The sequence below is a fragment of the Alteromonas stellipolaris genome (assembly GCF_001562115.1).
Taxonomy (GTDB): Bacteria; Pseudomonadota; Gammaproteobacteria; order Enterobacterales; family Alteromonadaceae; genus Alteromonas; species Alteromonas stellipolaris.
On the sequence record NZ_CP013926.1, the window covers coordinates 1995260 to 2016657 of the forward strand.

At 42.8% G+C, this 21398-nt stretch carries 20 protein-coding genes; 12 read left to right on the top strand and 8 right to left on the bottom strand.

All coding sequences use genetic code 11. The features are described 5' to 3' along the window. Window positions 1-33: 33 nt before the first annotated feature. A complete protein-coding gene (locus tag AVL57_RS08415) occupies window positions 34-951 on the top strand; it encodes a LysR family transcriptional regulator (protein WP_057792903.1) in 918 nt (305 codons plus the stop codon). 115 nt (window positions 952-1066) lie between these two features. Here the strand turns inward: AVL57_RS08415 and AVL57_RS08420 are convergent, their stop codons facing one another. Together AVL57_RS08420 and AVL57_RS08425 are read right to left on the bottom strand one after the other, a co-directional pair. Then, a complete protein-coding gene (locus AVL57_RS08420) occupies window positions 1067-1627 on the bottom strand; it encodes a cytochrome b (RefSeq protein ID WP_057792905.1) in 561 nt (186 codons plus the stop codon). 229 nt (window positions 1628-1856) lie between these two features. Then, a complete protein-coding gene (locus AVL57_RS08425) occupies window positions 1857-2663 on the bottom strand; it encodes an SDR family NAD(P)-dependent oxidoreductase (protein ID WP_057792907.1) in 807 nt (268 codons plus the stop codon). Window positions 2664-3010: 347 nt separating this feature from the next. Between AVL57_RS08425 and asd the strand changes: the two genes are divergently transcribed. Beyond that, window positions 3011-4135: an aspartate-semialdehyde dehydrogenase gene (gene asd, locus AVL57_RS08430; RefSeq protein WP_057792909.1), complete on the top strand. Its 1125-nt coding sequence runs from the start codon at window positions 3011-3013 to the stop codon at window positions 4133-4135. 181 nt (window positions 4136-4316) lie between these two features. On the opposite strand, the gene AVL57_RS08435 is transcribed toward asd, so the two are convergent. After that, entirely contained in the window at window positions 4317-4673 is a 357-nt protein-coding gene (locus AVL57_RS08435) for a VOC family protein (RefSeq protein WP_057792911.1), read from the bottom strand. A 124-nt stretch (window positions 4674-4797) separates the two neighbouring features. On the opposite strand from AVL57_RS08435, the gene AVL57_RS08440 reads away from it, so the two are divergent. Both AVL57_RS08440 and AVL57_RS08445 read left to right on the top strand, forming a co-directional pair. Beyond that, complete coding sequence (locus AVL57_RS08440; RefSeq protein WP_057792913.1) at window positions 4798-6570, top strand: hypothetical protein; 1773 nt, start codon at window positions 4798-4800, stop codon at window positions 6568-6570. 49 nt (window positions 6571-6619) lie between these two features. Then, window positions 6620-7465, top strand: a complete 846-nt coding sequence (locus AVL57_RS08445; protein ID WP_057792915.1) for a DUF6279 family lipoprotein — start codon at window positions 6620-6622, stop codon at window positions 7463-7465. 10 nt (window positions 7466-7475) lie between these two features. Here AVL57_RS08445 and AVL57_RS08450 read toward each other — a convergent pair whose 3' ends face one another. Then, window positions 7476-8531: a 2-dehydropantoate 2-reductase gene (locus AVL57_RS08450; RefSeq protein WP_057792917.1), complete on the bottom strand. Its 1056-nt coding sequence runs from the start codon at window positions 8529-8531 to the stop codon at window positions 7476-7478. A 69-nt stretch (window positions 8532-8600) separates the two neighbouring features. Continuing rightward, on the bottom strand, window positions 8601-9959 hold the full coding sequence (glpT, locus tag AVL57_RS08455) for a glycerol-3-phosphate transporter (RefSeq protein WP_057792919.1): 1359 nt from the start codon (window positions 9957-9959) through the stop codon (window positions 8601-8603). A 400-nt stretch (window positions 9960-10359) separates the two neighbouring features. Here glpT and AVL57_RS08460 point away from each other — a divergent pair, with 400 nt between their 5' ends. Next, a complete protein-coding gene (locus AVL57_RS08460) occupies window positions 10360-12888 on the top strand; it encodes a hybrid sensor histidine kinase/response regulator (protein ID WP_232363243.1) in 2529 nt (842 codons plus the stop codon). Window positions 12889-12958: 70 nt separating this feature from the next. Here AVL57_RS08460 and AVL57_RS08465 read toward each other — a convergent pair whose 3' ends face one another. Then, on the bottom strand, window positions 12959-13741 hold the full coding sequence (locus AVL57_RS08465) for a CmcJ/NvfI family oxidoreductase (RefSeq protein WP_057792921.1): 783 nt from the start codon (window positions 13739-13741) through the stop codon (window positions 12959-12961). Window positions 13742-14101: 360 nt separating this feature from the next. Here AVL57_RS08465 and AVL57_RS08470 point away from each other — a divergent pair, with 360 nt between their 5' ends. The 7 genes from AVL57_RS08470 (at window position 14102) to map (ending at window position 19341) form a co-directional block, all read left to right on the top strand. After that, entirely contained in the window at window positions 14102-15850 is a 1749-nt protein-coding gene (locus AVL57_RS08470; protein WP_057792923.1) for a DUF6152 family protein, read from the top strand. Between the two features lie 11 nt (window positions 15851-15861). After that, window positions 15862-16380, top strand: coding sequence for a hypothetical protein (locus AVL57_RS08475; RefSeq protein WP_057792925.1), 519 nt, complete (start codon window positions 15862-15864; stop codon window positions 16378-16380). A gap of 12 nt (window positions 16381-16392) precedes the next feature. Further along, the gene (locus tag AVL57_RS08480; RefSeq protein WP_057792927.1) at window positions 16393-17079 is read left to right on the top strand and encodes a HupE/UreJ family protein; all 687 of its coding nucleotides are present in this window, start codon (window positions 16393-16395) and stop codon (window positions 17077-17079) included. A gap of 168 nt (window positions 17080-17247) precedes the next feature. Next, entirely contained in the window at window positions 17248-17925 is a 678-nt protein-coding gene (locus AVL57_RS08485) for a hypothetical protein (RefSeq protein WP_057792929.1), read from the top strand. Window positions 17926-17985: 60 nt separating this feature from the next. Beyond that, window positions 17986-18219 carry an FtsZ/tubulin family protein gene (locus AVL57_RS08490; protein ID WP_057792931.1) on the top strand — a complete coding sequence of 78 codons (234 nt, stop codon included), beginning with the start codon at window positions 17986-17988 and terminating at the stop codon, window positions 18217-18219. A gap of 155 nt (window positions 18220-18374) precedes the next feature. Beyond that, complete coding sequence (locus AVL57_RS08495; RefSeq protein WP_057792933.1) at window positions 18375-18581, top strand: ParD-like family protein; 207 nt, start codon at window positions 18375-18377, stop codon at window positions 18579-18581. Further along, complete coding sequence (map, locus tag AVL57_RS08500; RefSeq protein ID WP_057792935.1) at window positions 18574-19341, top strand: type I methionyl aminopeptidase; 768 nt, start codon at window positions 18574-18576, stop codon at window positions 19339-19341. Before AVL57_RS08495 ends, map begins: the two co-directional genes overlap by 8 nt. A 7-nt stretch (window positions 19342-19348) precedes the next feature. Here the strand turns inward: map and AVL57_RS08505 are convergent, their stop codons facing one another. Next, window positions 19349-19705, bottom strand: coding sequence for a HopJ type III effector protein (locus AVL57_RS08505; RefSeq protein WP_057792937.1), 357 nt, complete (start codon window positions 19703-19705; stop codon window positions 19349-19351). A gap of 46 nt (window positions 19706-19751) precedes the next feature. After that, window positions 19752-21263 (bottom strand): GGDEF domain-containing protein, encoded by a 1512-nt coding sequence (locus tag AVL57_RS08510; protein ID WP_057792939.1) that lies wholly within the window; start codon window positions 21261-21263, stop codon window positions 19752-19754. Between the last annotated feature and the right edge of the window lie 135 nt (window positions 21264-21398).

The following is a 21398-nucleotide window of genomic DNA, read 5'->3' on the forward strand; positions in this document are numbered from 1 at the left end:
CATACAGTTTTTAGATTTTATTGATAATCAATTATGAACATCGATCACCTTAAGCTTTTTGTACGTATTGCCAACACCAACAATATCAGTGTAGCTGGGCGTGAACTGAATGTTTCCCCTGCCGTGGCCAGTGCCCATATCAATAAATTGGAAGAGAATTTAGGGGTACGGCTTATTCATCGAACCACACGAAAAGTGTCTTTAACCGATGAGGGAAAACTATTTTTACCTCATGCCGAAGAAGTGTTATCAAGTATTGAAACCGCACAGGCTGCTGTTGGGGTTGGCTCGCAAACGCCTCAGGGCACACTGCGAGTAACCGCGCCAGCTTCATTTGGTCGCTTACACTTAGTACCTGCAATGGAAGAATTTTTAGCGTCTTACCCACAGCTAAATATCGATTTTCGTTTCAGTGATAGTATTTTAGACTTGATAGAAGGCGGGTTCGATATAGCAATTCGAGATGCGGTATTAAAAGACTCTAATCTACACGCCAGAAAACTGGCTGATGACAAGCGAATTATTGTAGCGTCACCGGACTATATCAAGAAGTATGGCGAGCCGAAAACCCCGCAAGAAATAACTGAACATGCTGCTGTCAATCTTATAGGGTTGGAAACATGGGAGTTTAACACCCCACAAGGCGTAGTATCGATAAAGCCTAAAACCCGAATTCGTATGGATAACGGTGAAGCGGTGCGCGATGCAGCTATTGGTGGCAATGGCTTAACACTTACCGCCACCTGGTGCAGCTACCCATATCTTCAAAACGGACAACTGGTTCAAGTATTAAAAGATTACCCATTAACGGCGCAGTGTGCACTGTGGGCAGTATATCCAAGCAACCGTTTATTGGCCCCCAAAGTGCGCGCCTTTATCGACTTTTTAAAAGAAAGGTACAGTGGCGAACCCTACTGGGATAAAGCGCTACGAGAAGCAGGACTCTCATAAAAAACAACTAGGAAATAAAAAACCACAGTATCTACACTGTGGTTTTTTTTAAACACGATGAAAGTGTTTCTAGCCTTTGTAAATAGCGAAGGGCTTAAAGCTTAGGCGTTAACGACTAGATGCTTTTGCCTAACATGCGTCTTAGTGTGCCATCTTTGTCCATAATATGGTGCTTTAACGCGCCGGCCACGTGGAGTACAACGGCTCCAATCAATACATACCCTAAATAATGGTGCACTGTGCCGCCAAGTTTTGAAAGCTCGTAGTTAATTGGTAATGTTTTTTCGGGGTCTTCTACACTGAAATTCTGTGCGAACACTTCTAATCCAAAAACAGATAATCCATGACCACCGAGTACCGATGTCATTAATCCAGAAATAGGCATTAACAACGTGCTAAGAATAAGAACCCAGTGAATTACTTTTGCCACCCCGTGAACTAACGCAGAGTAGTCTCCTGCCGAAGTGGGCCAACCATTCTTTAAACGCCACGCCGTCCTTGCCAATGCAAGAAATAGCACGATAAACCCGAAGGCTTTATGCCAACTGAAAACCCAGTAAGCGCTCTCTTCTACCATATAGACGCCAGAAGCCAGCATGCCAATAATCATTAATCCAACAAGCCAATGTAGAAATATGGTGGTAGGTGAAAACTTTTGATGTGAATCGTACTGCATAGAGCCCTCTTTACGCTCGGTCTTGTAATTTTTATCTAATCAGCATGCATTTTGCTCACAACATTAATTATGAAACAAACCAAATAACTGCATAAAAACTGTGAGTAGGTTCATATTAACCGAAAAAAATAAATTAGCACGTGAGAGTAGACATAAAAATGGGTGTATACGCCTACTTCACGGCCCCACCGCTCATTTTTAGCCTACGATACACATTAATTTAGAATAGTTAACTAGTGTGACTAGCTACAATAGATTCAATCACGTTAACTAATTGCTTTCTATTTGATGAGTTTTCACCAAATGGATGTGCAGGCGCAAACTGATTGTTGTCATTATCGAAATATTCACCTTTCACGTTAGCAAACCTATCACTAAGCGCAGCTTCCACAAATATCTTCGCACCAATTGCTAGATCGCCACCGGCTACCCCATAGGCTTCCTTCACCATTTTACTTCCAAGCAACGATTTAGGGTTAACAGATACAAACAATGGCCCTGTTGCCTCATATTTTTCGGCAAAAAAGCGTGTCCACATGGTAATAGCAAGCTTACTTTGTGCGTATGCCATGCCATCACTCATAGAAGGACCTTGACTTAGCAGGTCAAAATTAACGGGAGCTTGGGCTGCAGATGACACGTTTACTACTCGCCCATCACTTGGCATAAGTGGCAACAAACGTTTGGTAATGATGAACGGCGCAATCGTATTTACCATGAAACGTACGTCTAAGCCTGCGTTTGTTACAATTGCGGGAGAATGAAACACTCCAGCATTATTAATGATAACGTCTATAGCTGAAAAAGCCTCTACCACTCGATTGACAAAATTATCTACTGCTTTAAAGTCGCTCAAATCTGCCACGAACCCAGTAACCTGCACTGCAGGATAATCGGCACCTAGCATTTGCTCTACATGCTTTAATTTGTCAGCGCTTCTTCCGTGAATGATCAAATTGTGCCCTTCGTGCGCTAATAATTTAACGGTTTCAAGACCAATGCCGTCGGTCGCGCCTGTTACTAATATTGTTTTCATCCGTTCATTTCCTTTTTAATTTCGTAAAGTAGAGCGTGTTTGACTCGGTACTCATTTAGGCTGCTAGGGTCTGAAAAACTGTTAGGAGGAGACTACCCTCCTACAGCATGAATGATAATTAAGCATTTTAAGAATTAGTTTCAACGAAACATTGATAATGTGCTTACCAAATGTGATTCACTTATATCTATAACGTAATATTTCTAAAAACTCGCTAGCCAGCGTTTTAAATTGTTTATAGACTGCAGGCATAATAATGAAAATGCGACAGGTATAGGGTTGGCAGGGTGATATCACCGTTAGTTCAACATGAATACACAGTTTAGTTTTATAGGGTTCTCAAGTTAATGTCTCAACAAAAAGTAGGTTTAGTGGGCTGGCGCGGTATGGTTGGCTCAGTGTTAATGCAGCGCATGCAAGAAGAGCAAGATTTTGCGCACATTGAACCCACATTTTTTACCACTTCTCAAAAAGGCCTTCCTGCGCCAGACTTTGCAGGTGCTAACGCAGGTGTACTAGAAGACGCCTTCGATATTCAAGCGTTAGCTAAGCAAGATATTATTATTACCTGCCAAGGCGGTGATTACACCAAAGAAGTGTACGCTTCACTGCGCGATAAGGGCTGGAATGGATACTGGATAGACGCAGCGTCTGCGCTTCGAATGAAAGACGATGCGGTCATTATTTTAGACCCTGTAAACCGCAAAGAAATTGATGCTGGCGTAGAAAATGGCATTCGCACTTTCGTAGGTGGAAATTGCACGGTATCGCTAATGTTGTTAGCACTAGGCGGCTTGTTCGAGAAAGACTTGGTTGAATGGGCTTCACCCATGACTTACCAAGCTGCTTCGGGTTCAGGTGCTAAGCATATGCGTGAACTTATTAGCCAAATGGGCGCCATCCACGCAAATGTAAAAGCAAATTTAGACAATCCAGCATCTGCTATTTTAGACATCGACAAGCAAGTTGCTGAATTTATCAGAAGTGATGATTACCCATCTGAGCAATTCGGTGTGCCTTTAGCGGGAAGTCTAATTCCTTACATTGATTCGCAGTTGCCATCTGGGCAAAGCCGTGAAGAATGGAAAGCACAAGCTGAAGCCAACAAAATTATGGGCTTGTCTAAGCAACCTATTCCAATTGACGGAATTTGCGTGCGTGTAGGCGCTATGCGTTGTCACAGCCAAGCTATCACCATCAAGTTAAAACAAGACTTGCCAGTTGAAGAGATTGAGCAAATTCTTGCGCAGCACAACGAATGGGTGAAAGTGGTGCCTAACGACCGTGATGCCACCATGCAAGAACTCACGCCAGCGAAGGTGACGGGGACATTGTCTATTCCTGTAGGTCGAATTCGTAAATTGACGATGGGGCCTGAGTATATTTCAGCCTTCACCGTTGGCGATCAATTACTATGGGGTGCTGCAGAGCCGCTTCGTAGAATGTTGCGTATTGTTCTTGGTAAGGCTTAATCATCCAGAGCTGAAATTCCAACGATTTAAACACCGCAATAGATAACTATCAGAGCCCAGCTTTTTCTAAGCTGGGCTTTTTTATGCAGGGCGCTTGTTCAGTTATATTATTGAGTTTTTGTTCAGGGGCTTTCTATACCAGCCCAATTATGTACCCGTGCTTCTACTTCTTTTAAGATCGCTATTCCTTTTCAGACCACACGGCGAACTCATTACCGCCAGGTTCAATGAAGTGAAACCGGCAGCCCCCTGGAAACTCAAAAATAGGCTTATTCACGTCGCCACCAGCGCCCTCTACCTTGCTCAACGTTTGCTTAATATCAGCACTGTAAAAAACTAATAACGCGCCGCCATTTTCTGTAATGCTAGCATGCTCAGCTTTAAAAAAGCCCCCGTCCAATCCTTGGTTAGCAAATGCCGTGTACTCAGGCCCGTAATCGGTAAATACCCAACCAAATACGGTTTCAAAAAAGCGTTTTGTACTGCTGATATCCAATGTACCAAACTCAACATAGTTTAGCTTTTCATGTGTTGCCATGGTTTTTCCTCATCTACTCAGGTAGATATGGTGAATACTGTAGTGTTAGCGGCTAATATTCCGTATTATTAATGCGTTAATGTATATCATCTCCAATAATATAAAAGCTACATGGAAGTATTTAATGCAAGCTCCTGATTATTCGAACTACAGCCTTGCCGAACTTGCAGATGTGTTAGCCAACATCGACAAAGAGCAATATCCCGATAGAGTGTCAGCCGTGCTCAAGGAAATAGCCTTGAGACAATCCTTAACAAGTAAAACCGAAACGTCTCAGCATCAAGATAGTTCCCACCTTCAAAATACTGCCACTCACAGCCCAGCATTCGTGAAAAATAAATACGATGACGAAGCATTGCATGCAAATTGGCTAATTCGTTTTTGGAAAGGCCAAGTATCGTTACCTATCAGTTATTGGGTGGTTGGCATTTTAATAACACTTGGTGCACTTGCGCTAAGCTCATTTGTTGAACTTAAAATAGAAAGTGCATCATCGCGAGCTGAGCTTGGTGTTTACATGATGCTTTTGTACGTGGTGTTAACACCCGTGGTTATCTGGCAATCAGTTGGCGTAATTCGCTCTGCCATCCGTCACCCTCATCGCGGAGGCTCTGCTGGTTGGGCAACAATCGCGATAATAATGACAGTAATAGGAATGATAAATTTCACTGTAGATTTCTATCGGTCAGGGGTACCCATTATTACTGAAAGTGTCTCTTTAATTGGCGCTGAATCCACTTATCCACCAACCAAGTTTAGGGTTTTAAATAAGGGCACCGAGCTAGAACTTTATGGCGGTATAGAAATTGGCTCCGAACTACTGCTGCTAGATGTACTGAAACAGAATGAAAACATAACAACAATACACTTACACAGTATTGGCGGAAGACTTATTGGCGCGACTCGTCTTGCTGCTTTAGTCAAAGAATATGGACTTAACACATTTGTGAAAACCTCTTGTTCTTCGGCATGCACTATTGTGTATTTAGCTGGAAAAGAAAGGCTATTGGGTGAAGACGGCGTGTTGGAGTTTCACGCTCCCGCATTAGGCGGCAAGTCTATGCATGACAACACAGAGTTAAGTTCCGCCTTTGACCAAGCGTATAAAGATGCCGATGTTCCGAATTGGTTTGCGAAAAAAATCCGAAATACGCCGAATACTGAACTTTGGGCTCCTTCTCACAAAGAACTTTTACGAGCAGGTATTGTCAGTAAAGTAGTGGACAGTAGCGCCTACGGGTTCAGTGGCTATGAAGACGAAAGCGAAATAAACACGCAAGCAGTAGAATCTGGTTTATTGACTCATGCCTACTTGGTTGCCATGAAAGAAAAAGATCCAGATACCTACTATCGAATTGTCGCTATAAATGAAGAGGGTTTACGGGAAGGCGCTTCTATTAATGCTATTGCAACCCGAGCACGAGCGGCGCTAGAAGAAAGAATTACCCATTATATCGCCCATGGTAGTGATGCCGACATCGTTGATTATTGGCATGTGATGATAAAACAAATGCAAGAACTTCAAGGGCAATATCCCCTTGCCTGCGCCGCATTTGTGTATCCCGATGAGGTGCCGCTAGAACACCATGCCGGAAATGAAGCTCAGCTATCGAGCGAAGTAAAGGCACTTGAGCTTGAGGCATTGGCAAAACTTATTGCTCATCAGCAGCTAAGCCCCTCTTTGTATTCTGATGAAAAAAGTGATGACATCATCACGAATTTAGTTAAAGACATGAAGGATAGCAGTAAGGCACATTTTGAGGTGGTAGTAGCGCCTAAAGATTTTCTTGAATCTCCAGATATCATGTGTGGCGCTGCCATAGAAATTCAGCAGCGATTCATCGATTTTGAAATCCAAAAGGCCGCTAAATTACTAAGAACAATTAGTGCTCGGTAATTAATTTATCTATCAGTAGCGTATAGCTACATCTACAACGGATTAAAAGATGAAAAAGTTATGGCTTGTTCTTGGCTTCTTAGTACTCACAGGGTGCTCGTCTAAGCTTGCATACAATAACCTCGATTGGCTTATTTATTGGTACATGGACGATTATGTAGAGCTTAACGATTCACAAGAAGCTATTTTCGATATTAAGCTTGAAGGGTGGATTGATTGGCACAGAGAAGAACAGTTGGCTTTATATTTAGCCCAACTAGAGCAGATTACCGAAGAGATAAAACAAGATAAGTTAAACAAAGCTGTCATTGCCAATCATCTAAATCAGGCTAATGAACACGTAATGACCTTACGTTCAAAACTAGCGCCTGAGTTAGCAGAACTCGCTTCCCGCTTAAGCGACGACCAAGTTATTTATTTGTTTGCTGCCATCCAAAAAGAAAATGACGAAGAGCAAGAAGAGCTTCATGAGTACGACTCAATGTCTGAAAGTGAAAGGCTTGAAAAGTTAATTGAGAATTTTGAGGAAGGTTTTGAAGAAAATTTGGGTGATTTGACTGATGAGCAAAAAGCCATGGTGGCGAACGCCGCTCCTCACTTTGCCCGTACCCGTGGAAACTGGCTTGAATACCGAATAACCATGCAGGATGAAGCCCGCCGACTATTTGCAAGCAAGCAAAACACAGAAGCATTTCAGCAGAAGCTGACCCATCTACTGACTCACCCCGATGACTACCGCACCGAAGAATACTTAGCGCGCAGAAAGGCAAACCGAGAAGCTTATTTGTCTTTGGCCGATGAATTGGTTAAAACAATGACCGCTAAACAAAAGTCACACTTGTTGAAAAGGCTTAACAAGATTATTGACGACATTAAGGATCTTCAAGACGATTAATAACGATAGGCTAGTTAACTGCTATCGCGTGTTGTAATGCGGCTGCACTTAACATAGGCGACCCATCATTTGCACTTTCAGCCGCTTTAATAAGTTTTAAAATTGCGGTGTTGGCGGGGGTGCTCACGTGATGGGCTTCACCTAACGCAACAATTTCGCCATTGAGATAATCAACCTCTGTTTTTCTATTCAGCGCTAAATCTTCATACATAGATGAGCGTGCCTGAGGGTCAATTTTTAACGTGGCAGCAGCCACTTTTTCAAACAAGAAGTTAGGCAATGACATAATGTAGGGCATAAGCTTAGGGATGACCTTCCCTGTTTTAGCCGGCTCAATACCAGCCGCTTTCATTGTCGCTAATGCCTCTTTTAAGACTACCGCCATCACCTTTCGATAGGCACTGTCATTCAACTGCTCAAGCAACGGCCTACCAGAAAGTGCATTAACGGCGTTATTCAAGTTCATAAGCAGCTTGCCCCACTGCACGCTGGATAAATCCTTAAACACCTTCACCGGTAAATTAGCCATTTCGAGCAGGCCCACTAGGTCTTTCGCTTGTCCTGATTTATCCCCAATACACAAATCGCCTTCTGTGCCACAATGAAAATGCCCGTCGCCCTGCCCCAGCACGTTAAATGGAACCATGCCTTTCATGACCGTATAATTCGGTAAGCATTCTGATAGCACTCGTCCGTTTCTTACGCCGTTTTGAAAGCTGATGACAACCGGATTATCCTTCAACGGATCACTATTTTCATATTGCGCAATAAGCGAAGCGGCCTCTTGAGTATCACCACTTTTTACGCACACTAAAATGTAATCAGCGCGCGCCATTACCTCGGCACTTTCAGTAAAATTAACGTCGGCCGGTTTAAGTTTTGTATTCCTGCCGCGCCAATCGGTTAACGTTAAGCCGCCATTCGCAATTTGATCTTTAAGCCTTGCACGGCCAATTAAGGTGACATTCGCGCCAATAGACAGCAAACAACCTCCTAAATAACATCCGATACTCCCAGCGCCTAATATGACGATATTCGCTTTGTTTGCTATTTCTATCTTGCTCATGATTAACCTGCTGCCAGATTTAAATACAACTAAATACTACAATATCACGCGATAGATAAACGTTATCACCTAGCTTACTGAAGACGTTTCTTTACTTTTTAAATGCGCAATCTCATGTTTAACCGTAAAGCCGATTAGCACAATGGCACAAATACACCCACCAGTAAGAAGTATAAACCCGCCATTCCAACCAAAATAATCGACGGTAAAACCTAAGGCAATGTTGGCGATAACAGCACCACCAAGGTACCCAAACAGCCCTGTTAACCCGGCTGCCGTACCTGCGGCTTTCTTCGGTACTAACTCTAACGCGTATAACCCTATTAACATAACGGGCCCATAGATTAAAAAGCCAATAGCCATTAGTGCAGCCATATCTACAGAGGGATTTCCGGCAGGATTAAACCAATACACAAGTACTGCAATCAGCACTAACACCATGTACAAAATTGCTGCTGGCGAACGACGCCCTTTAAACCATTTGTCGCTGATGTAACCGCATAACAGCGTACCTGGAATACCCGCCCACTCATACAGAAAGTACGCCCATGAACTATGTTCGAAGGAAAAGTCTTTTACCTCTGACAAATAAGTCGGCGCCCAATCTAAAACGCCATACCGAATGAGATAGACAAACGCATTTGCAATAGCGATAAACCACAAGAGTTTGTTGTTTAATACGTAGGTAACAAAAATTTCTTTAGCACTGAGTTCTTGCTCATGCTTTTCTTCATAATCGAGGGGATAGTCATTGCGATGCTCTTCAATGGGCGGCAAACCGCAGCTTTGCGGTGTATCTCGTAAAGTTAGAAATACAAAACCAGCAATTAATGCGGCGAAAGTTGCAGGTACATAAAAAGCGCTGTGCCAATCATTAAACCACGCCATTCCCAAAATAAATAAGGGGCCAATGAGTCCGCCGCCAACGTTATGCGCTATATTCCAAACTGAAACAACTTGCCCACGCTCATTTCCAGAGTACCAATGCACTATGGTTCGACCGCAAGCGGGCCACCCCATACCTTGCACCCAGCCGTTAATGAAAAGCAGCAGAAAAATAATCGCGATGCTTTGCGTTGCCCATGGAACAAAACCAAAAATAAACATGACCAAGGAAGACAGTAGTAACCCTGTCATTAGAAAGTATCTAGGATTGCTTCTATCAGAAACATTTCCCATTAAAAATTTACTTAACCCGTAAGCAATAGAAACCGCAGACAGTGCAAAACCCAACTCGCCTTTTGTGAAGCCTTGTTCTTCAATTAAATAAGGCATGGCCAGTGAGAAGTTCTTTCTTACCAGGTAGTAACCCGCATAGCCCACAAAGATACTTAGGAATATTTGCCATCTAAGCTTTTTGTAAACTGGATCTATATCTTGCTCGGGCAACCGAGTTTTATGTGCTGCAGGTTTAAAAAATCCAATCATAAAAGCTTCCAACTATCTGGCGAATCAACTATTTTTTTGTGGCTGTATTCTGCTTTTAGAAAGTTAATAAAACAAGCATATATCTGAATTAATCATTGAGGGGTCGGAAAGTCGCTACTACATAACATTCGTTCGGTAATAAGATTAAATTTCAACCATGATTTTCATGTTGTAGGTTTATCAGCCATGGAAGGGCAGATTGCAAAGCAATGCATCAGCGAAACAGAGAACAACCAAGTTAAATTTATTAGACTAAAGTCTGAATTTTGAATGAGCTGGCGGTTAATTCCGCTAAATTCAAGACATGGCGTTTTATCTTTGCTAATTTGCGAGGAGTGAATTTAGTTCGTTGGTGTTAGCTCAATCCTAGCAGTCACCTAACAAGACGTAAGATAATACTGTGCTATCCATTACCCAATTTTTTCTTAGAGCTATAGCAATCGTAAGCCTTTCTGCCTTTAGCTATATGGCGTGTGCCGATGTACTGGCCGAACTTGAATCGTTAGATTCAAGGGTTAACACCGAAATCCCTATGCCCATTGGCGAAGTAATCTCGAAGCTAGAAACACGATTACTCAACTCCAACTTTACGTCGCTTGAAAAAACTAAAATCGCGGCCAGATACGTTCAACTAAAACTCAAATTACATCACACTGCCCCCGATGATGTAATGACTATTCTTGAATCTTTGGTCTCTGAAACGAGCGATGGGTTAATAATAAAGTTGGGGCTGGCCAGAATGGTTGGCATTAATGCCAATTATGACCGGTCTTATCAGATGTTCGGTGAAGTCATTCAATCTCCCGCTGCCAGCCCGACTGTTAAGGCTATGGCGATTGCGTATCTCATCCTTTCATACAATGAAGGGCAAGTTTTTGCTTCAAGCGTTAATTTATTAAACACCCTAAACGAACTGGTTCATGAGAATAACCTTGCCTATGCTAAAGCTCTTTATCACTATATGGCCGCAGATTATTACCACTCAGTAAAGTCGTTCGATATAGCCTTTGAGTACTACGAGAAATCCTTAGCAGAGGCAAAATCGTTAAAAGAATGGCCGCTTGTTAGTGACAACCTTTATGCCATTGGTATTTTGTTTAGAAATATGGGCAACTACGACAAAGCGATTACCTATTTTGAACAGACCATAGAATCCGACACTAAGATAGACATTAATTATGCCGAATACATTGCTCTATATGGCATGGCGTCTACCTATTTTCGCACTGACAATATTGAAGAAGCGTTGAAACTGGCTGACACAGTCACCGCTCACCCACTTACTACTTCTTTTTACGATAGCGAAATTTACAGATTAAAAGCGAAGGCGTTGATGGAACGCGGACGTTTAAGCGAGGCAAGAGTGGCGCTTGATCAGTCTCGCAGTACCTATGATGATTACCGCGTAGGTGAAAAGACCACATGGCGGGCCGAACTTGAAAAGCTCGCGTCACAAATTACCGCTAAAGAAGGTGATTTTGAAACGGCGTACAAAGAATACCAAACCTACCATAACGAATATCTTGAAGCTAAAAAATACGAAGATTTAGAGCTGTTAGAAAGTGCAAACTTGGTTTATGAAATACAGCAACAAAAAGAAAAAACGACGTTACTAGAAAAAGAAAATCTTGTCATTTCAGAGCTACTTAAGGCTAAAGAAGACACCCAGCAAACGCAAAAACTCTTCACTCGATGGCTGGTGATTTTTATTGTATTAGCACTTGTTACATTGGTTATTATTTTAATTTTGCTAAAAAAGGCGCGCAAGACTAATGCCCTCTACATATCAGCGAAGGAAAAAGCCGAACTTCATAGCAGGCTTAAAACAGAGTTTATTTCAAACATAAGTCACGAAATCAGAACCCCGTTGAACGCCATCATTGGTTTTGGGCAAGTGCTAACAGACAAGTTAGAAGATAGACAAACTAAAAAGCTAACAAGCCAAATTGTTAACTCATCTGAAATGCTTCTGCAGATTATTAATGACTTGCTCGATTTCTCTAAAATTGAAGCAGGCAAGCTGACCCTAGATTACGGCCCTTATAACTTACGTCAAAGCATACGAAAGCTACTTGATATATTCCACGCGCAGGCAAGCAATAAGGGGTTAACCATTAAGCTAAATATCGACAAAAATCTTCCAAAAGAAATGATTTTTGATGAACTTAGGCTCAAACAAGTGCTTGCCAACCTAATTAGCAATGCGATCAAATTTTCAAGCGCAGGGGATATAGAAATAGGCATAAAAGTTAAACAGAAAGACGACACCCACTGCCTATTCGACGTATGGGTACAGGACAACGGTATTGGTATTAGCAAGTCTCAACAAGAAAACTTGTTTCAGCCATTCATTCAAGCTGAAAGCTCAACCGCACGAAAGTATGGTGGTTCAGGGCTAGGTTTGAACATTTGCAACAAACTATTAGAGCAAATGAATTCTAAACTTCATGTGGATAGCGACATGGGCAAAGGTGCCCGCTTTTACTTTACGTTAGAATTGAGTCATTCAATCGGTGACGAATACATCCACAATCAAGAAGCCACGCAGTTAATTACACAGTTCCAAAAAACACGGGTGCTTTTGGCCGAAGACAATGACATAAACGTTGAAGTTATAACCGCAATGCTAAATTCCACAAACCTACAAATACTTCGTGTTGCCAACGGAAACGATGCTATTCACAAGTTATCTCAACAGTCGTTTGATGCTATTTTAATGGATATTCAAATGCCAGAGATGGATGGATACGAGGCCACTCGGGTTATACGCCATCAAATGAATGGCACCTTGCCTATTATCGCCTTAACAGCGAACGCTATGCAGCAGGACATAGATGCTTGTTTAAATGCAGGCATGGACGACCATGTTAGCAAGCCAATAAGAAAAGAAAAGTTGCTTGAAGTGTTAGATAAATACCTCAACGCTTAAAAACGCAGTTATCTCGTCTTATACATCACCACTTTTTTGCTGTCCGCTTACGTGCCATGCCACAAGTAATCTAATAACGCACAAGGGTTCTGGTTTCAATACTCTTACGAGGTTTGGTTACAGCAGTATCGCCTTCCATATCTAGCGCACTATGTGCCAAGTGAGGCCTTCCACGATTATCGTAAATATTAAAGATAATCGCTTCTTCGGGTGTCATTTCTGATTGATAGAACCACTCGTGCCCTTTGTTTTCTGCCACCCCTAAAATTTGCCCTTTACGGTCGGGGTATTCTAACTCTATGTTCATCCAATCGTCTGCTTCCATCGAACGAGGGCAAATAAACCCTAAGGGAGAAGAAGGAATTTTATATTCCACTGGGCGCCAAACATTTACAAAGCCAAAATGCTCTTGCTGAAATTCTTGCGCCCTTTGCACACCCAAAATATCAACCAAACGCTTTCCCACCCCACCTTCACTGTAATCATTGTGAACATTGCGGGCGGGTCTTCGCGTAGCAATTGGGTCGTCAATTCGTACTGTGTGGTCGAAAACAATCACTTCTTTTGCTTTTATCTGCTGCTGCAGAATGGCTGTAAGCTCACTTTCATAATCGCTCGCCCACGCTCTAGATTCATCAAACGCATGTACCTTGGTTGGTGCGTTTATGAAAGTGATCCCATCTTCATCGAAATTCACTGAACACGTTTTTTTTCGTATATCAGTAACAGGCACTTTGGCTGAAATTAACTCTGGCGAAATCAAATTCCCAACAATGCCATCCACATCGAAATGAAATGCCTGAACTTCGTTAGTTTTGACATGATAGTGCACTGTGGCTGTGGCTGTGGTCATATAAAAGCACTCCTTAAAAACGGAAAACAGCTGAGATTTCCCCGATGCGAGGGAATATAGTTTTTTAAGGGCGATAGATAAATGGGATGCAGGTATAAACAGAATTCTGAAAATATAGATAATAATCAATCACAGTGGCTGATAAACCACTTGATCTCAACCATGACTGATGACAGTGACCGCTTTAAGGCAGCGCTTTTGGAAGGATTTAACTAGTCTTTACATTTCCTCAATGGCGAGCGTTGCGAGTTTACTTTATGATCTTTACATTACTAGCATGTCTGCTTTTTTCATCGATATTCAGTCAGCGAGAAGCTGCTCGCATGACGATTTTTTTTTAAGTGGGAAGGATCAACATCAATGTGGAATCTACGATGCCTATGTGTACTTGTAGCGCTTATTATACCGAGTGTGGCCTTTGCCCATCATGGAAGTAGTGGGCAATTCGAAACTAATAAAACAATTGAGTTGTCTGGCGACATTACTCGGGTACGGTTAGTAAACCCTCATGCCTATGTCTATTTCGATGTTACGAACGACGATGGCAGTATGACTAATATGCGTTGTGAACTGCAATCTGGCTCATTACTTAAACGTAGAGGTTGGAACACTGAACAATTCAAAATTGGTAGTGCTATTACCCTATTAGGCTCTCCAGACAGGAACGACCCGACTACCTGTTATATGCAGCAAATTACTTTTGAAAATGGAATAACAGCCACCCGCAATAGTGTATTTAACGATGATGGTAGTTTGGTGGTCAGTGATGACGATAACGCTTCATCACAAACTCAAAGTGAAATTGTTGAACAACGCCCTATTATTCGCACAGACGGTACACCTAACATTGAAGGAAACTGGGCAATGGTGCGAAGAGAAGGCAGCAGGCCTGGCGGTGGCGGCTCTTTTGCACAGTTAACCGAAGCTGGTGCTTTGGCGGTTGAAGGGGCTACTCAAGATGAAAATCCAAGATACCAATGTAAACCCACGAATATCATCATGGATTGGTGGTTTGATCTTATGGTTAATAAGATTGAGCAATCAAGCACCCAAATAAACTTAACTTACGGCTTTATGAGCCTTGAGCGCACGATTTACCTAGATGGCACCGTAATGCCCTCAAATTACGAAGCTAATCGCGCAGGGTTTTCAACCGGTGTGTGGGAAGGAAATACATTAGTGGTAACCACTACGGGGTTTGATGAAGGATGGTTGATGGCCCCCATGGGTGGCATCCCTGGAGGCAACGCCCGCCCTCCTCGTCCTGAAGGCGCGCCCGATGGAAAAAGTGGCCCACCAGGAGGCCCTAGGGGCAATGGTGGCCCACCCTCACCGGCTAAAAACAGCAGTGAGCTCGTGATTGTGGAACGCTTCTCTCTAAACGAAGACGGTACGGTATTAAAGCGTGAATATACCATTACCGACCCGCTTTATCTTAAAGCACCGATGACAGGTTCAGATGAAGTAACCTTTACACAAGACAGCTATCAGCCCTATGACTGTGACGACCTTACTGCCGAACGAGGCTCAGGCAATCTTGACCCCAGCGCCACAACACCTGACAACGAAGCTACAGGTAACGGAGTTTCGGGTGATGGCGTTTCAAAAAGCGGAGATTTAAAAAGCGGCAACGTAATCAGTCAATCTGTAATGAGCACGCTTTACAAGCTTGAAGATTCAAAGGTAGGTCAAACCATATCAAGTACACAGTGGGGCTACCCTATTGTGCTGTCCTTACACGCAATAGGCATGGCTACCATGGTGGGCATAGCGTTAATGTTAACCCTTCGCGTGCTAGGCTTCGCTTCAGTCATTCCGGTTACTGCAATGGCAAGCTACTGGAATGTTGCTTTAGTTGGGTTTGGCATCAATTTAGTTTCAGGGATGGCGCTATTTTGTGGAAATGCATCAGAGCTTTATTTCAACTGGGCATTTCGCATTAAAATTCTATTGGTTATTGCTGGCCTTGTACTTACTTGGCGGTTAGTCGCCATTTGTATTAAACAGGCTGATATTGTGTCGACTAAGCACAAAAAGCTTTCCGCTATTGCCATGGTCAGTTGGGTGGCCGCTATAATTGCTGGCCGTTTAATTGGCTATATGTCTTAAGGAGGTTACCTATGAATTCATTACTTTCGTGGGTTATCGACACCCTTAATGCTAGCCCTGTCAGCGGTTTTGTTATGGACAATGCCGTCGTGTTCCCAGTCTTAGAAATGGCACATTTTTTAGGGCTATGTTTACTTTTTGGTTCGCTGCTTGTAGTTGATTTACGAATGGTGGGCTTTGCTAAGGCAGTGCCTATCAAGCAGGTAGACGTGTTTTTACGTTGGGCGTTAATCGGTTTCGCTATCAATATGATTTCGGGTTTGCTTTTTGTTATAGGCGACTCTGACAGATACCTTGTGAATATTGCGTTTGGGGCAAAAATGGCCTGCATTGTATTGGCGGGCATTAACACCTTGTACTTTATAAAATGTATTAAACCGCAAATGGCTAGTATGCCCTTGTCTGCTCGTGCCTTAAATACACCAGCTCAATTAGGTAAAAATGCCTATGTGGTAGCCTGGTTGTCACTGTTATTGTGGACCTGCGTTATTATTTTAGGGCGCTTCATCCCTTATGTGGAAACTCCCTAATTGACGAGGTTGATGTGTGCACGGGCTCTGTCAGCTTTTCTTTTAGCTGGGCTTTTAGCTGGACTGTTAGCTTCGCCGGGGGTATTCGCCCATGGTGTAGCACAACAAGATCAAGGCTTTATAGCCAATGCCTTCGGTGTTCACGTTTGGCCTTTTATGTATTTGGGCGCCAAACATATGGTAACTGGCTACGACCACCTGCTTTATCTTGTGGGGGTCATTTTCTTCTTATCGAAATTTCGCGATATAGCCATATTTGTCAGCCTTTTTGCTTTAGGGCACTCCATAACACTGCTGGTTGGCGTGCTGTCTGGCCTTCACGTAAACCCCTATCTTATTGATGCCATCATTGGTTTGTCTATTTGTTATAAAGCTCTAGAAAACCTAAGCGAGTTTCGCTTTTTAAACCCTAAAATAGCCGTATTTGGTTTTGGGTTAGCCCATGGTTTTGGGCTTTCAAGTAAATTACAAGACTTAACGCTGTCAGCGAACGGACTATTACCTAACATGCTGGCATTTAACTTGGGTGTCGAAATTGGCCAATTGTTGGCTCTTGTAATTTTGCTTAGTAGCTTATCTTGGTTACGTAAGCAGCCTCACTACCTAGCTATTTCAAACACTGTAAATATAGGGCTATTTGGAGCTGGGCTTGTATTGTTCGGCATGCACATTCCGGCTATTTGTTGCGCTGACATGTAAGAGACATGCTTGAGATATTTATTGGGTAACGCATTTAAGTAATGCATTTGGGGAAAGCCAATAGCATAAAAGATGCCCTGAAAAATGCTTAAAAAACAGTACAGATAACGACAAAAGAAAGCATTAATAGTACGGCGAGAAAAAAACGCAGTGAAGGAAAAATAAATAATGACATTGTTGAACAAAATAATACTCACCACCGTCGCCGCTGGCGCTATTTTAGTGGTGGCTATTTTGCCCGCAGAATATGGCATCGACCCTACAGGTTTAGGCAGTACACTCGGCCTTGTGAACATCGCTAAAAATGATGCGACAGAAACTGAGCTTTCACAAGAAAAAAACACTAATCGTTTTGATGCACAAGACTTAACGTTGTCATTTAACATTGGCGAATACGATCCCACCCCCGAGCGCATAAACGAGTCGGTACAGGGGCTTATTCACCTTGAAGATACACCGTTTAAATCAGAAACCTTTGATATTGAAATTGAAGACTACGGCGAAATAGAACATAAATTCATTATGCCCGCTGATAGTACATTCGTGTATAGCTGGGAAGTACTCAATCCTAGTGGCGAAGGCGTGTATTACGATTTTCATGGCCACCCCTCAAGCCAAGACGCTACGAACTACCCTGAAGGGTTTGAAATGGCCTACGCCAGAGGTGAAGGTACTACCCAAAGCGGCGCTTTCACAACGCCTTTTGCAGGCTATCATGGCTTTTACTTTATGAATATTGAACAAGGGCCTATTACCGTTAGGGTTACGGTAAGCGGCTACTGGAAAGAACATAAAGAAATGTTTCGTGCGGTAGATGGCAAAGTGATAACCAAAGTCCCTTTTTAGATAGTGCCTTTTAGATAGTGCGTTTTAGATTCAGTGCTCCTGCCCTTCGCCACGAAAACCATGCTAACCATGCTAACCAGCACAGGTTACATCAATGTAGATATCAACGATTTTAGCCACATTCTATCACTTGAAGGTGATACCGCCCTTGGCGTTGGCGTGGCTCAAAGTGATGAAACGCTTTGTGATGCGTTAATTCATGCTTTGAAAAATCCATTAGTGCAAACCAACCACATTAGAGGCACACAAGGCGTACTAATTTTCGCTGAAATGCGCTCAAAGTCATCGACCTAATATTGGAATCGCTTTTCAGCATAAATAACACATGCGACAAAAAGTGTCGCACTAGATTACATCTGTGTGCTTCAAAGAGATACACAAACCTAGCAGTAGACAATATACGCATAGTATTACATTATGTAGCATTACATATACTCTATGGATTAATTATGGGAATAGTTAAAATATCTGATGCTTTGCACGAAGAGGTGCGTAAAACCAGCGCGGTTATGGAACGCTCTATTAATTCGCAAGCAGAATTTTGGATGAAAGTCGGTAGGTTAGCAGAGCAAAACCCAAAATTATCTTACGAACAGATCATTGATTTGGAGATGCGTTCTCAAAATGTATTTTCAGTAAGGTTAGTCAGTGAATAACCTTGTAAAATCGCCAAGTGAAATTTCACTCATGCGTGAATCTGGCAAATTACTGGCAAAGGTTTTCAGCGAACTCGATAGTTTTATTGCCCCGGGTATTACCACGCTTGAAATTGATAGCTTTGTAGAGCGGTACATTGTTGATTGCCTTAATGCGAGACCCGCAAGTAAAGGGCAATACGGGTATCAATTTGTGCTTAATAGCTCTGTGAATGACGTAGTTTGTCATGGCGTTCCTTCTGCTGCCAAAAAGCTCAAGAATGGCGATATCGTCAACATAGATATTACCCTTGAAAAAAATGGTTACATTGCGGATAGCAGCAAGATGTACGCTATCGGCACTGTTTCACCCATAGCGAGTAAATTAGTTGATGTAACGTATGAAGCAATGTGGAAAGGCATAAACACCGTTAAGCACGGCTCGACAATTGGTGATATTGGCTTTGCTATTCAACAGCATGCGCAGAAACATGGTTATAGTGTTGTTCGCGATTATTGTGGCCACGGCATTGGAAAGGAAATGCATGAAGAGCCTCAAATTCTCCATGTAGGTAGCGCGGGAACTGGGCTGAAATTGGAAGCAGGCATGACATTCACAATAGAGCCCATGATTAATCAAGGAACTTATAAAACGAAGCTCAAAAAAGACGGTTGGACCGTTGTGACAAGAGATAAGAAGCTATCTGCTCAATGGGAACACACGGTCTTGGTAACAGCGACAGGCGCAGAAGTACTAACGTTAAGGGCTTCTGAACGCTAATAAATAGCTAGCCTTTAATGAATAGCGGAAATGTCTTAAAACTCACGCCTTCATGGCCCGACTTCATAAAATTACGAATATTCGCGTGATCATCACCATCAGGATTCTTTAAAACGTCATCGCGATAGAAGCCACCAAACAACGCTAACGTTTGCCCTTGGGTAAGCTGAAGATACTGTCCTAACGCAAGTAACTTGCACGAACCATTGTTTTGGTTAGCATCGTTGCTTACTTCGCCATTGATAAAAGCCGTTGGCGTGAAAGTAAAGGCATTATCGATAAGCGCAATAACATCAGCAAACTCAACGCTTTCAGGAGAGTCATTAAGGTGCTTTGTTAGTGCATGAACATCGTTGTATTTCATAAGAAAATTCCGTATCTGAACTGAAAAAAGAGAGTTAAAATCGCATTTATAGGGTTGAGTTAGTCTGATCGCCACCGAACACTACTTGATTACGGCCATTCTCTTTGGCTTGTAGCAGCGCTTTATCGGCTCTATCGATAATAGATTCCGCTTTGCTGTCGGTCGACGCTAAGGTAGCGACACCTAAACTAACGGTAACTTGGAGCACCTGTGATGTGTTATCCAAGACAATCTCCAGCTTACTCACTGCCGCTCTTACCCGCTCGGCAATGATCTGTGCTTGTTGGCATGAAGTACTGGGCAAAATAGCAATAAACTCCTCGCCGCCAAAACGACCCAGGGTGTCATAATCCCGCAAGGTAACTTGAATGGTGTCGGCAATCGCTTTGATAACCGTATCTCCCACTAAGTGGCCATAGGTGTCATTGACTCGCTTAAATTTATCAACATCGACCATAATGATGCTGAGTGTGCCTTGTGACCGCAACGAACGGTTGTATTCACATTCCAGTTGCTCGAATACTTTACGCCTATTATATAAACCGGATAACGGATCTAAACTAACTAGGTTGATCAGTTGCTTGTTCTTCTCTGACAGTTTTTGATTGACACCTTTTATTGTGTCATACCAGGAAATCATAGCTCGGTAACCTAAATAAGATAGCGCCAATATCACCGCGAGTAAGATGAAAAGCGGATATGACAAACTATCTACGGTGTTTTGTGCTTGCATTAAACTCATAGTTTGGCCGCTTGCCCAGTCGATAGAGGCCATTTGTTGCAGGCTGATATAGCGTCCAGCACCAACAAAGCACAGTACTACGATAATAAAGCCACTTATCATCGCAATAATGGAGCCTTTGGCATTGTTCAACTTGAGACTACTGTTTTTAACCTCGGCTAACTGCCGCTGCACCGCAGGACCAAAAAAGTACAAAATTGGGGCGACTATCAGGCAGCTTTGCAGCCAGCCGCCAAACCACCAGCCTAACCATACAGGGTAAGCGACATTTAACCCTACATTATTGGTTAAAGCCCAGATAAATGCGCCGATAGAGCCGGCCAATGACGCCACCAAGGCAATCATGAAAAAGCCCACCAAAGACTCTAGGTTATTCAAATCTTTGCTTATCGGAGTTGTCCGGTAAAACATGGCGTACATCGCCAGACCAATTGGATTAGCGAATGCAAAAACAACAATCCACTCTATCGGCATACCGCCAAAAAGCGCTACGCAAAATGTGGAGAAATAAGCGGGTATGGCAGCCCACAAAAAGCCAAACCACATTACTAAGGGTACACAAAACAACATAGGAATATAAATGGTAAGGTAAATAGAGGTCGTACCTAGGTCGACCGCAATACCTGTCCATTCAAAGACTCTGGTTAAGATACCAGAGGGTATGATAATTACACATAGCGCTAACCACAGCAGCAGCACTGCTCGTGGCTTTGAACCGGCCCGCCACATGGTAAGAGGTGAGAACCTGATAAAAGTATTACCAAGTGGGAGATTAATGCGTGAACTTTCATCACTAATATCGGGGGTTTCCAACAATGGGATCGCCTTAAGAATACTTTACGAAGAGACCTTACCCCATCTGCTGACGTTGCGGATACACCAGCCAACTAGATGCGCTTGCTAAGCTCTTTAACATAACCCGAAATCAATAAAAATACCACCTGCGACATC